At 32.9% G+C, this 13,069-nt stretch carries 8 protein-coding genes; 1 reads left to right on the top strand and 7 read right to left on the bottom strand.

Annotated elements, in window-relative coordinates; all coding sequences use genetic code 11:
• Nucleotides 1-3: 3 nt before the first annotated feature.
• The 3 genes from sbcD to BC962_RS09340 form a co-directional block, all read right to left on the bottom strand.
• Nucleotides 4-1,230 carry an exonuclease subunit SbcD gene (sbcD, locus tag BC962_RS09350; protein ID WP_121345733.1) on the bottom strand — a complete coding sequence of 409 codons (1,227 nt, stop codon included), beginning with the start codon at nt 1,228-1,230 and terminating at the stop codon, nt 4-6.
• Nucleotides 1,231-1,367: 137 nt separating this feature from the next.
• A complete protein-coding gene (locus tag BC962_RS09345; RefSeq protein ID WP_121345732.1) occupies nt 1,368-3,656 on the bottom strand; it encodes a glycosyltransferase in 2,289 nt (762 codons plus the stop codon).
• Entirely contained in the window at nt 3,653-4,699 is a 1,047-nt protein-coding gene (locus tag BC962_RS09340; protein WP_121345730.1) for a glycoside hydrolase family 130 protein, read from the bottom strand. The genes BC962_RS09345 and BC962_RS09340 overlap by 4 nt, the downstream gene beginning before the upstream one ends.
• Nucleotides 4,700-5,195: 496 nt before the next feature.
• Between BC962_RS09340 and BC962_RS09335 the strand changes: the two genes are divergently transcribed.
• On the top strand, nt 5,196-5,750 hold the full coding sequence (locus BC962_RS09335; RefSeq protein ID WP_121345729.1) for a hypothetical protein: 555 nt from the start codon (nt 5,196-5,198) through the stop codon (nt 5,748-5,750).
• Nucleotides 5,751-6,242: 492 nt separating this feature from the next.
• On the opposite strand, the gene BC962_RS09330 is transcribed toward BC962_RS09335, so the two are convergent.
• From BC962_RS09330 to BC962_RS09315, 4 genes are all read right to left on the bottom strand, one after another.
• Complete coding sequence (locus tag BC962_RS09330) at nt 6,243-7,352, bottom strand: sensor histidine kinase (protein WP_121345728.1); 1,110 nt, start codon at nt 7,350-7,352, stop codon at nt 6,243-6,245.
• A gap of 1 nt (nt 7,353) precedes the next feature.
• Nucleotides 7,354-8,118, bottom strand: a complete 765-nt coding sequence (locus BC962_RS09325) for a LytR/AlgR family response regulator transcription factor (RefSeq protein WP_121345727.1) — start codon at nt 8,116-8,118, stop codon at nt 7,354-7,356.
• Between the two features lie 280 nt (nt 8,119-8,398).
• The gene (locus tag BC962_RS09320; protein ID WP_121345725.1) at nt 8,399-9,901 is read right to left on the bottom strand and encodes a SusD/RagB family nutrient-binding outer membrane lipoprotein; all 1,503 of its coding nucleotides are present in this window, start codon (nt 9,899-9,901) and stop codon (nt 8,399-8,401) included.
• 3 nt (nt 9,902-9,904) lie between these two features.
• Nucleotides 9,905-13,000, bottom strand: a complete 3,096-nt coding sequence (locus tag BC962_RS09315) for a SusC/RagA family TonB-linked outer membrane protein (protein WP_121345723.1) — start codon at nt 12,998-13,000, stop codon at nt 9,905-9,907.
• Nucleotides 13,001-13,069 lie beyond the last annotated feature (69 nt).

The following is a 13,069-nucleotide window of genomic DNA, read 5'->3' as shown; positions in this document are numbered from 1 at the left end:
GGCTTAGAGTTCGTTTGGAATTTCTTGTTGCTGTAATTCTTCCAACAATTCATCGAAAGCGCCTAAAATCTCTTGGCTTATATCTTTTTCATATTCATGATTCCCTAATAATTCTAAAAACACTTCTCTGGGTTTTAAGTCTTCTAATTGAGGTGCACCTGCATATAGTTCGCTGGCACCAGATAATTTGTTTTTAAAATTCACCCTGCTTTTTACAATTTCAAATCCGGGAGAATTAAAATTTTGGATCATTTTATCCAGCTCATATAATTTTGTTGCATCGTATTGCTCTTCTACCATTTCTAATTCTATCAAATTATTCAGGATAGAATTATTAATTAAATTAGAGAGTTTAGTTTGAAGTTCAGTGAGGTTTCCAGTTAACTTCAATAGTTTTCTAAAAATAGGAATGGGAAGACTTTCCGGGAGATAAGATTTTTCTGTATCTAAAATTAATACTCTTTTTTCATCTTTCCGTTCACTAAAAGAAAGTGGAATAGGGGAGCCGCTATAATAAGTTGGAACCAGTCCGTTAACTTTTTGAGGTTTATGAATATGCCCTAAGGCGATATAGTTAAAAAAATCTCCAAATTGGGAGGCTTGAAAAGCAGCTTGATTGCCTATCTGTATATCGCGCTCACTATCTGAGGTTTCTACTCCTGCTGCATATAAATGTCCCATGGCCAAAGCAGGAATGTTTGGAAATTGTGTTTTACAAACTTCTGCAGCGCTTAAAAATGTGTTTTGTATTCCCATTCTAATCGCTTCCAATCTGTCTTCATATGTATTGCCATCGGCAGCAGAGCGCAGGTCTGCATCCCGAAGATAGGGGAGTGCTGCAACTACGATCTCTATTTCTCCCGATTTTCCTTTAACCGGAATGATGCATTCTTCAATATTCTCCCTTAAACTACCAACTACATGCATTTCTAATTCCCTAAGAATCTCTCCCGGAGCATCTAGCATAGCAGGAGAGTCATGGTTTCCACCGGTTAAAATGATCTTACAATCTAGATTCCGCAGTTTTAATAAGGCTTTATAATATTGCTTTCTGGCTTCAGAAGAGGGATTGGCAAGATCAAAAACATCTCCCGATATCAGCAGTAATTCTATTCCATTTTCTTGAATGCAGGCACACAACCAATTTATAAATAGATCGAAGTCTGGGTATAGATCATGTTTATGCAGTTTTTTACCAATATGCCAGTCGGCAGTATGAAGTATTTTCATTCAGAAATATGTTTTATAATGCAGAATGTGCATCATTTTCGAATTTTGAAAATACAATATCTGCTAGAGTGGTACAACTCTAGATAAGAAACTTTTTTAAAAGAATTGAATCTTGATTTACTTTGGTTTTCATCGGATTACAATTCCCGATGTTTAATATGACGATTTTTAAGTATCCGCGATCTTGTAGAATAAACGTCCTGACTTTCAAACTTTAAATTTACTACCCGTTCCATAGATAACCTTGCCATAAGAAAACATATTGTAGATTCTGCACCCTGATTTAAATTCACATTTGTTTTTTCCAAACCATCATGACAACCTCCTGTTAATGGATTGTAAATTAATTGTTTTAAATGGTTGTTTCCCAAGAACCAACTAAAGGTTTGGTGCATTAATTTAAGATAACGAGGAGATCTAAAAGTGTAATAAAAATTTTCTAATGCTTCAATGGTGTAACCTACATCTATAGGCTGTTCTCCAAATATTTTGGTCGCTTCATTTTTATGGTACCATCCATTATTAGAAATTGGCCTAAATTGATTATTAATAAATAACTTGTTCAATAGAAAATTAAAAGAATCCAGAGCTATATTTTTGTAGATACTGTCTTCGGTCACTAAATAGGCATATAGCATGGCTTCTGGTAACACACTATTCGCGTAAGTCAAGTATTCCTCGAACCACTCCCAATCTTTTTCCTTATTAAGGTCGTATCTAGACACTAATTTCTTTGATAAATTGGTAATCAATGCTCTTCGAGTATAATCTGGAATAGGTCCTTTACACAGATACAGTCCTTTTATAATAAAGGCAATACTTCTAGGAGACAGGATGCCTGGAATCCAATGCATAGATTTTTCAAGAATTATACTGGCAGTTAAAAAGTTGTCTTCTGGTAGTATCTCCTTAAGTGATATCACAGTACCTAATGCCCAAACAGCTCTCGAATTGGAATCTTCCAGATTTACATAATCATTCTTAATATGAACGTTTTGGTTATGGTCTAAATAATTTATAAAAGTGCCATCATTAGTCTGACATTTTTCTATAAAATTTAAATAGCGATCTATGTATTTCAGATCTTCTTTGTAACCATATAATTGATAATGTTTACACATTACAATTAAAGCTCGTGCGTTATCATCTAATGTATAACCGGAATTAATATCTGGTTGGCTAATTTTTGAAAACTGTATAATTCCTGTTTCAGTAGTCATTCGCTTTAAATGGTCAAGATTTAACTTGGGCATATTATAGCTAAGGTTCTTTGCAGGCTGTATAAGTTCCCTATAAACTTCGGCTTGAGATATTGCAATATTCTCCCAATTGCTGGCACGGCTGGCTTTATAAGCATTAAGACTCATATTGAATTTCATCTGTGGATCGCCTAAGATTTCTAAAACAGCTTCTGATAACTTCGAAGAATTACCTATTTCTATAATTTTGCCAATATCGGATGTTAATACTTCTCTGGTATGAGGTATAGAAGTACCAATTATTGGGCAACCACAACCCATTGCATAAGAAAAGGTCCCACTTACTGCCTGATTAGGATCTTTAGACGTAAATAAATAAATATCTGTGCCTTGAAGTATTTCTAATAATTCTGGAAGTTCTATAAAGTGATCGAGGAAAAGTACATGGTCATTTATATTCAACTCATTTGTTAAGTCTTGTAGCAGAATCCTGTACTCATCTATTTCATTAATAATATTGTTTGGATGTGTTTTTCCAATAATTAGATACAAAGTATTTGGGTATGCTTCGATGACTTTTGGCAAAGCTTTTAGTGCAGTTTCTATATTTTTACCGGGTCCTAATAGACCAAATGTTGAAAGAATATTTCGATTTTCAAGGCCATACTTTTTCTTGATCTCTAAGTTTTCTATCCAATTAATAGAATGGGTTCCATGAGGAATAATTTGAATTTTTTTAGCGTCGATCTTGTAATCTTCAATTAAAATATTAGCAGATTTGTTTGTCATAACAGTTATGTATCTACATTTCGAAGCAAGTTTTAGAACTATGGTTTTTAGTTCTGGATTTGGATCTGGAAGTACGGTATGAAATGTAATTAATACAGGAGCTTTTATCTCTTCTAAAAAATAAATTAAATAGTTTCCATAGGTACCTCCAAAGAGTCCAAATTCATGTTGGATATGAATGAGTTGAATGTTTTTGTTTTCATTTATTAGGGATGCAGTAGCACTATAATTTTCTTTAATTTTGGGGTTTAAGCAATATTCTGTGAGATTTAATTTATCACATTGATTGGATAAATCACACTTTATAAAATTGAAAGTATTACTAAATTGGCAAGACGTGTAATATAAAAGGTCTGTTGAGAAAGTAGCGATACCGCATTCTGTAGGAGGAAAACTGGACATTAATAGAATTGCAGGCTTTTTTTTGAATCTTTTCATAATCCTGATAATTTTAATTCGGTTAAAAGGGTATTTATATTCATAGACGCAACCGCAATTCTAGAATCGGCAGCGCCATAATAAATGTATAATTCATCATCAAAAAGGGCTGATCCTGTTGGGAAAACAACATTATTTACCACGCCTTTCTTTTCCCATTCCTCAGTAGGGCATATAAGTGGTTTTTTTAGTTGCGCAATTACTTTTCTTGGGTCTTCTAGATCTAAAAGTGCTGCTGCTGCATTATAAATTCTTCCATTTGCAGTAATTTCCGCTGCATGATAAATCAATAACCATCCATCCTTAGTTTCTATTGGAGGGCAGCCAGCTCCTATATGGCTTCTTTCATGCTGGTAAGAAGCTCTTAATACAATATGATCGGAAAGATGAGTGATGTAATCTATCCAAAAATCCCGATTTAGATCTTGCTGTTTTTTAAAGAAAACGATTTGTATTGTTGGAAAAAGTCGATGTAAAAAAGCATATTTTCCGTTTATTTTTCTTGGAAAGAAAACAATATTCTTGTCCCATACAAAAACATCAGCTTTCATTACATTAGACAAATGATGACTTTCAAATAACTCATAGAACAATAAGTGTTTATCGGAGATCTTATTGATATTTTGCCGAATTAGTTTGGCATATTCGTCAAAATTGAATTTTGGGGTGATAATACCTTTGCGTTCAAATGTTATAAGGTCTTTTGAAATTGCATACGCTCCAAATACATTTATACCGTCATATATAGCATATGTTAAATAATAAGTATCATCGATTTTTGTGATTCTTGGATCTTCTAAACCTTGAAATTCCTGACTATTTTCTGGGGATAATATTGGTATGTCACTCCTTTCTACAACTTTTAAAGGGCCATCTAGTTTACAGTAGCCTATTGTGGAAAAATTCCCTGTGCGCACTGCCCGATAAAACAAATGAACATTATTTCCTTCCCTTATTGCTGCAGGGTTAAATACACCTTCGTTTTCAAAGCTATTATCTGTTTTTTCAAGGATAACACCATGTTTCTTTACAAAATCGTACATAGGAGTCTTATATAAATCAATATTCTATCGACAAATTAAGTAGTCAAAAAAAAATTAAAAATTCATATAGGGTGTATTGTACTATTATCCTGTTTTTGTAAGAAAAAATTTCTGTTATTAATGCTAATAACAAGTAGCAACAAAATAATCGGCAATAATAAAAATATCTTTCTAAGGTCTGTATTCCAATGATATATGTCAGTTTTTAAAAATTTTCGAATTGTTCTGATGTGGATATATCCAAATATGAAGTAGGATATTTAATAGGAGGGTTAACGGCAAATAAAGATCTTGTAAAATGCTATTAACCAGCTTATTGCAAATAAAGTGAGTTTGATTACTATAAGTGAGTGAATTGCATCATTTTATATAATTGAGGGGATTTAGGTAGTAATTTCAGGTATGTAAAATTTTATAAATCTATTTATTACAGGATTCGCGAACTGTATTAGAATTGAATAATGAGAAACATATTAATCCTTTAAATATTTATCACATGAAAACTCTAATCGTATTATTATTACTAGTTGGCTGGATAAGCACAAGCCAAGCTCAACAGATCACAGAACTTGAGGAAGCAAAAGTGAATTTTGCCCCTACAGCAGTTAAAATTTCATCTAATCTAGATAATTATACCTTCGTGGTAAAAGAAGATTTCGCTGGAGAATTCGTCAAAAATCCTATAGGGTTCATGAAAGAAAATTTTGATATCAACTCTTTTATTACTTCCATAGATAACGATAAATATGATGAATTTTTAGTAACTTTTAAAAGCAGTAAAGGTGTTCTAGAAGCAAGCTACGACAATGAAGGAAATATCCTAAAAACAAATCAACGTTTTAAAGATATTGTACTACCTCTTAAAGTAAGAAGAGCACTATATACTAGTCATACTGGATGGACGATGGTACAAAATAAATATATGGCTAGTGGAAATGGGGAAAGAATAGATAGAGAAGTTTATAAAATTAAGATTGCAAATGGAAACAAAAAACAGAATATAAAAATTGACCCTAGAACTATTGGAGCTTCTAAAGTTGCAAGCAATTAAGTTCATAAAAAAAAAAGAATGCCCTACTATTAGCCAGAAAACCGAGAAACAGCATCTTGCACGTTTTTCGGTTTTTTTATTGCCTTAATTATAATTAATATCAAATTCCATTTGTTTTCACCATCATCATCATCATCATCTTCATAATCATCTTCATCTTCTTCATCTTCTTCTTCTTCTTCTTCTTCTTCTTCTTCTTCTTCAAGGTGTTATTAGATATAGTTATACACTTTAATTATGATTAAGTTTCATAAATTATGCTTTAAACTTTTGTATTATTAAGTCCTAGATATAAGAATCGATAATTTTAAAATTTTATTAGTTGTAATATAAAATTCAGAAATATTTTAGGGCTATATCTTGGAAGGATATATTAATTACAGGTTTTAAGATTAAATGAAGAAGCCTATTTGTAAAGTAATAAAATCTAATTAGGAATAAAATGCAGAAGATAGAATCTGTATAAGAATTTATATACTATAAAAGATGCCTTTAAACTTTAATGGGTAATTCTATAAGAGTCTCTACACCTGAGCCATCTATTTTATTTCGCATAATAAAACTATGAGAATCTCCATATAAATTATAAAGTCGTTCTTTAAGATTAGATAAGCCAACCCCGCTATCTATCAATACGGTAGTATCTTGGGTAATAAGTTTCCCATTGTTTTCTACTTTCAGTAAAACATGTCCATTTTTCTTAACTATAGAGATCTTTATAGCAAGGTCTGTATGATCGTAAGAATAGCCATGTTTTATAGAATTTTCCACAATTGGTTGAATGATCATGGCGGGAATATTAATATTTAGCAAGTCTGGATCTATATCCTTCTCTATTGTTAAATGATCTGAAAACCGAACATTCACTATGTTTAAAAAATACTCGAGTACGGTAAGTTCTTTATATAACGGGATAAACTTTGCATCGCTATTATATAATATTTCTCTTAGAAAGTCACTTAAGTCTGCAATAGTGTCTTTTGCAAGTTTTGCATCTATTTCTACTAAACTGGAAATGCTATTTAAAGTATTGAAAAGGAAATGTGGCTGTAATTGTGAAGTAAGCATTTTCATTCTGGTATTTAATAATTGTGCTTCCAACAAACCTCTTTTTTCCTCTACCTCTCTAATCTGATCTATATAGTAATAAACATATATAATTAAGATCATTGCAAAATATATAAGAAAATTAAGGTCTACAACATGCATAAAACTAGTGAGATTATCTCTCCAATTTAGATCCCTTAAACGTAGTTCTCCCATTATAACACTATAAAAGATAACTACTAATCTTATTATAACGCCTATAAATATGGAAAGCAATAAATGCAGCAAAAAGATGTTTTTCCAAGGTACTTTTTTAACGATCAATCTTTTAGTGCTTATAGCAATTAAAGACATAAATGCAATTACTATTACCCAATCTACCAAGTAACCATGCACGATAATTTCCCACATACTATATTTAACCTCTTCATATACATATGCACGCATGTATAAGGTTTTGGAGATAAAAACAAGATAAAAAAGGGTGTAGAAGGCAGCTAGTAATAAAATTAATCTGCCATCTATATACTTTTTCTTAAGGTGAATTAAGTTCATGTTATATTCCTAATTGAAGTAAAAATTCCTTTTTATTAGACTTACTTACGCGTATTAATTTATTATCCTTCATTCTCACATCCATTTCAGAATAATCTGAATGAACTATTTCCTGGATATAATTGATATTTACGATAGCAGATCTATGTATTCTGAAAAATATTTTCTGATTTAGTAATTTGATCAATTTTTTTAAAGATTCTCTTAATACATATTTATTCTCTTCAGTATAGATCTCTGCATAATATCCTGAAGCACAGATGTATTTTATTTTTAAAGGATCTAATAAAATAGTGCGATGCCCTTGTTTTACAGGTAATCTGCTAGCTGCCTCTTTAGCCTCTTTTTTTTCTTCAGTCAATTTAAAAAACTCTTTCATCTTCTTTTCGAAACTGAGATCGATCTCTGGTTGAGTTAGATTAAGCAATTTATCTATAGTCTTATAAAATCGCTCATCACGATATGGTTTTAGCAGAAAATCAAAAGCTTCAAAATCGAATGCTTTTAATGCATAATGATCATATGCTGTTACGAAAACAACTATTGGTTTAGGGGTGATAGTTACCTTTTGTAAAACTTCAAAACCATTCATGTCTTTCATATTTATATCCAGAAAAACAAGATCTGGTTTAAGCTCATTGATCCTCTGTATCGCAGTTTTTCCATTAGAACACTCTTCTACAACTGTAATTTTATCTACAGTGGTAAGAAGGTTTAAAACTCGTTTTCTGGCTAATGTTTCATCATCTACTATAAGTGCTTTCATATTATTGCAGAATTAACATCCTTATGCAATTTAATCAATTATTAGATTTAATTAATAATCGCGATGTTGCTTCACATCAGCATTTAGGAGTTTCAATGCAGCAAGAAGATACTTAGAATATTTATATTGGGTGCTCACATATATTTAAGGATTGAGACTATTATACTTATTAGAAGCAACAATTCTAAAATTGATGTTTTCGAAAAAAATTTCAAAATAAATTCCCTGCATGATATTTAACGATCATGCAGGGAATTTTTGATTCAAGAATTAAAAGAGATTAATCTCTATCCCACCAAACTCCAACATTTATTGGTTTTAAAACTTTTCCAACTTCTTCTCCATTTCTGGTTTGTTCAGAAGATGGATATTGTGCTCTTCGTACCCATTCTCCATTAAGTACTTCATTATGGTTATAAGGCAACTCCAAACCAATGAAAACCTCCGGGCTAAAATCATATCTTCTTAGATCAACAAAAGATTCTGGATTAAGAAAAGTAGCAATATATTTTTCTCTCATTATTAAAGCTAGTGTAAGATTATCTGCTCCTACTGCTACAGAGGCATCTGCTAAATATGCAGCACTTTCTGTTCCTGAAACTCCAAGTTTATCCATATTAGCTTGTATTCCCTCCAAATATGCAGCGTAGGCTTCAGTAGAACTACCTACTGAAGTAGCAGTACCTCCATTTTGAAGAAATAAGGCCTCAGCTTCTATAAATTTTAATTCAGCATAGCTACCCATAATTATTGGAGCGATTTGAGAAGAATAAAAATTGTCTGCCCCAAAATCTGTAGTAGCACTAATATTATCATCCTCTTCTGTAGCTCCAAACTCATGAACACCTCCTGTGCCATTTAAAGCACCTCTATATTCAGTGTCATTCTCACCAATTGTAGTAATAATTGGCAATCTTGGGTCTCTGTCTATAGACGAGAAAGGAATGGCAGTACCGTCCATTAAACTCACCGTTTGATCTGAAAGTAGTACAGAAAAATTCCCAGTATTATTTGGTAAAACTACTCCTGCATACCAAGGGTTAAAATTCCTGGTATTATAAGTTAATTGAAAATCGTCTGCATTGCTCGTAAATGAATTTGCTGCATTAGCAAGGGCTTGACTAATTGCATTAGCTTGATCTACTTCTGTTAAGTGAATTGCATATCTGGCTTTTAAAAAATAGGCAGCCTTTTTCCATTTAGAAAGATCACCATTATAGATGAGGTCTTCTTCTCCTACAGAAGAAGCGCTTGCAGCATCAAAAATCGCGATCGATTCATCTAAAAGAGTATTTATTTGGTTGTAAACAGATTCCTGAGTATCAAAGGATGGAGTGAAATCTTCTTCGCCCATAGTTGCTTGAGATGCCGGGACATCTCCCCATTGATCTGTTGCAAGTCCAAGATTTGTAGCCTGTAAAACTTTTGCGATACCTACATAGGCACTATTAGAATCATTATTTGCCAAACTAATAATATCATTTAGGTCTGGTAAAGCTTGTAAATAAATTAAATTCCATGCCGCTGTTAACTGTGTTTCTTCTTGAGTGTCAGCACTTGGCTGAAAATAAGATGCAATTTGTTGTGAATATTGACTTATTCCTAAAGAAGTATTATAATATGCATTAGAAGTGTTTACAATAGAGGTTGCTAATAAATCTTTTGGTTCTAAATTTTCCAACAATTCTTTGTTGGGATCTAGATTATCCCCTAGATAATCGTCACAAGCATTTAAGGTGATACTAATAAATAGAAGGAATATGATATGTTTTATAGTTTTCATTTTCTAAAAATTTAAATTAATACCAAATAAATAATTGCGTGTGTTTGGAATATTTAACCCGGTGAATCCGTAGGCATTTGTGCCAGCACTAAATTGACTTCCCTCTGGATCATAGCCCCTAAATGGGGTATCTATCCATAAATTTGTTCCTGTAAAGCTAAGGGTGGCTCTGTTTATGAAACTGCGATCTAATATTTTTTTGGAGAGATCGTAAGACAAGGTCACATTTCTTAACCTCCACCAGGATGCATCCTGAACTAAAATTTCTGAAGCTCTATTGTAGATAGCAGAACTTCGGTAATAATCTTCTGTGATTACCACTGGAATATTATTTGGAGACCCATCTTCTAAAACTCCCTCTAAAATAACTTCTTGATCTCTAAATTCAGTGATCTTTAAATTTCCATTTCTTATACCATTACGTTGACCAGAATCATATAGATCTCCTCCTTCTTTTCTTTCTAATAAGAATGATAAGGCTAATCCTTTATATTTAATTGAGCTTCCAATGCTTCCAATCCAGTCTGGAAGTGCATTTCCCACTTTTACCCTATCTGAAGGACTATTAGCAAGGACGCGAGGAAAGCCATCTTCTTGAATTATCCGGTTTCCATTAGCATCTCGTTCCCATATATATCCAAAAAGGTCTCCTGGAGCGCCACCTACTTCTAGTCTAGACACTATCCCCGGAAAACCACTGTCAGCAAAAATTATTTCGTCTATACCTTCTGGTAACGAAAGAACTTCTGCATCTACTGTGGAAAAGTTCAAGGTGATGTCCCAATTAAAATTGTCTGTTTTTATAGGAACTATATTCACTAATGCTTCAAAACCCTTATTTTCTATTTCACCAGCATTTAGAACAAAGGTGTCAAATCCGGAACTCTGTGCAACCGGCACGGGTAATATTTGATCTTTACTTTTTTGAATATAGTAAGTAAGATCGAATCCTAATCTGCTTTCAAAAAACTTGAATTCAGCTCCAAACTCTAGGGCTGATGTTCTTTCGGGTTTTAATTTATTAGATGCTCCCTGACTATCTCGGGAAAATCCGTCTACGGTGCCAAATGGGAAATTAGTAGGATTATCGTAATAAATACCTACAAAAGCAGGTGCATCTTTTCCTACTTCAGCATAAGATGCTCTAAGCTTTGCATAGGTCATAAAATTTGGCAAGCTTTCCGCGTCTCTAAGAGTTTGTGATAGTACATAACTAAGATTAAATGAAGGATAGAAGAAACTTCGATTTTGCTTTGGTAGGGTAGAAGACCAATCATTTCTTCCTGTAATATTTAAATACAAGGTGTTTTTATAGTCTAATCTAAGATCTCCAAATAAACCAACTATCTTTCTTTCCGTTCCGCCTTCATCGATAAAAAAGTTTGTAGCTTGATCAAAAGAGCCTAAATTTTCTGGGCTTAAACCTTCTGCACGATTAGTAAGTCTTCGGGTTTCAATATCCGAAATTTGATTACCTACCAGTAAGCTTCCAGAAAAGTCCTCATTGAATTCATGAGAAAGCGTTACAAATAAATTGGAGGTCCATTCATTATAATTTAGGCCTTCTTTTACAATAAATCCTTGGGTTGCAGAACCCGGATCTATATCTGGCGGAACGAATCTACGTCTGCTATCATGGTAATTATCTATACCTATTTGGTACTGAACACTTGCCCAGTCTGTAAATTCATATTTAAATTGGGTATTTGCCAATATTCGGTTTACTTGGCTATCTAAATAACTTACTTCTGCAAAATATCTTGGATTATCTGCAACTCCGGCGGTGTAATTTTTTTCGTTCCCATTAGGCAGCAAATAATCATTCACATCAAAAGTAGGAGTCCAATAAGATAAGGAGCTCATAATAGATTTATCACCACCATTAGGTAATCTACCTTCAGATTTAATATAAGATATAGAAGGTTCTATCGTAAATTTATTGGTCACATTTATAGACCCTGAAAGTTTTAATGAAGTTCTATCAAAATCTGTATTAGGAACAATTCCTTTATCATCAAGTCTAGAGATAGATCCAAAATAGGTATAACTTTCGCCACCACCGCTTGCGCTAAAGGAATTATTAAAAGTAAGACCGGTTCTAAAAAAATCGCGGAAATTATCATAAATAGGTTCTCCTTCAGCATATTCAGGACCTAAAGTCCAAAATCCGAAAGTACGACCATCTTCATAATCATATCCATCTGGAGCATTGTCATTAGGTGTAGAAACGATCCCACCGCTTATTCCTTCTCTCCATTTCTTTTGTATTTCAGGAACTACACTTACTTCATTAAATCCAAGAGAAGTTTTAAAATTATATTTTGTTTCTCCACTTTTTCCTTTTTTAGTAGTTATAAGAACGACGCCATTGGCAGCTCTTAAACCATATAAAGCGGTCGCAGCAGGTCCCTTAAGAATAGAAACGCTCTCAATATCATTTGGATTTATATCTGCGCCCCTATTTGTAAAGGAAAACTGCTCTGAACTGGAAGGGGAATTGGAACCTGTGCTTGGCAAAAGACTACCCGTAGGAGCCTCATTACTAATAGGAATTCCATCTACAACAAATAGTGGCTGGTTATTGGCATTTGGATTAAGAGAGGTAATTCCTCTAATTACAATACTAGATCCCGCGCCAGCAGCACCACTACTGGCATTTATATTTACACCGGCTACTTTTCCTTGGAGTCCACCTAGAACATCTGTATTGTTATTTCTATTTAATTCTTCGTTGCCTATTTCTTGGACTGCATATCCAACAGAGCGCTTTTCTTTTTTAATACCAAATGCAGTTACCACCGCTTCATTTAATTGCTCAATATCATCTATTAATACAATATCCAAAGTGGCATCATTGGTAACGGTTACATTTTGAGTACGCATTCCAATAAACGTGAATTTTAGGGTATTACCCTCTTGTGCCGTAATAGAATACTCTCCATTAAAATTTGTAGTGGTACCCTTGTTTGTTTCAACAACTAGAATGGAAACTCCAGGAAGTAAAGTGCCATTAATATCGGTTACTTTTCCTGTTATGGTCTGACCAAACGAGAAGTAAGAACAAAATAAAATAATTAGTCTAGTAATAATCTTTCTCATAATCTGTAGATTTTTGGTTAATTATGAATAATAGGTAAAATTGAAAATGATAATATGTTTAGCTTACAT

The organism is Gillisia mitskevichiae (assembly GCF_003634585.1).
Classification (GTDB): domain Bacteria; phylum Bacteroidota; class Bacteroidia; order Flavobacteriales; family Flavobacteriaceae; genus Gillisia; species Gillisia mitskevichiae.
The sequence above is the reverse complement of the archived record's forward strand: the minus strand, read 5'-3'. Positions and strand labels throughout refer to the sequence as shown.

Coding starts and splice junctions, on each gene's coding strand:
- sbcD (WP_121345733.1), bottom strand. CDS start 1,230: ATGAAAATACTTCATACTGCCGACTGGCATATTGGTAAAAAACTGCAT.
- BC962_RS09345 (WP_121345732.1), bottom strand. CDS start 3,656: ATGAAAAGATTCAAAAAAAAGCCTGCAATTCTATTAATGTCCAGTTTT.
- BC962_RS09340 (WP_121345730.1), bottom strand. CDS start 4,699: ATGTACGATTTTGTAAAGAAACATGGTGTTATCCTTGAAAAAACAGAT.
- BC962_RS09335 (WP_121345729.1), top strand. CDS start 5,196: ATGAAAACTCTAATCGTATTATTATTACTAGTTGGCTGGATAAGCACA.
- BC962_RS09330 (WP_121345728.1), bottom strand. CDS start 7,352: ATGAACTTAATTCACCTTAAGAAAAAGTATATAGATGGCAGATTAATT.
- BC962_RS09325 (WP_121345727.1), bottom strand. CDS start 8,118: ATGAAAGCACTTATAGTAGATGATGAAACATTAGCCAGAAAACGAGTT.
- BC962_RS09320 (WP_121345725.1), bottom strand. CDS start 9,901: ATGAAAACTATAAAACATATCATATTCCTTCTATTTATTAGTATCACC.
- BC962_RS09315 (WP_121345723.1), bottom strand. CDS start 13,000: ATGAGAAAGATTATTACTAGACTAATTATTTTATTTTGTTCTTACTTC.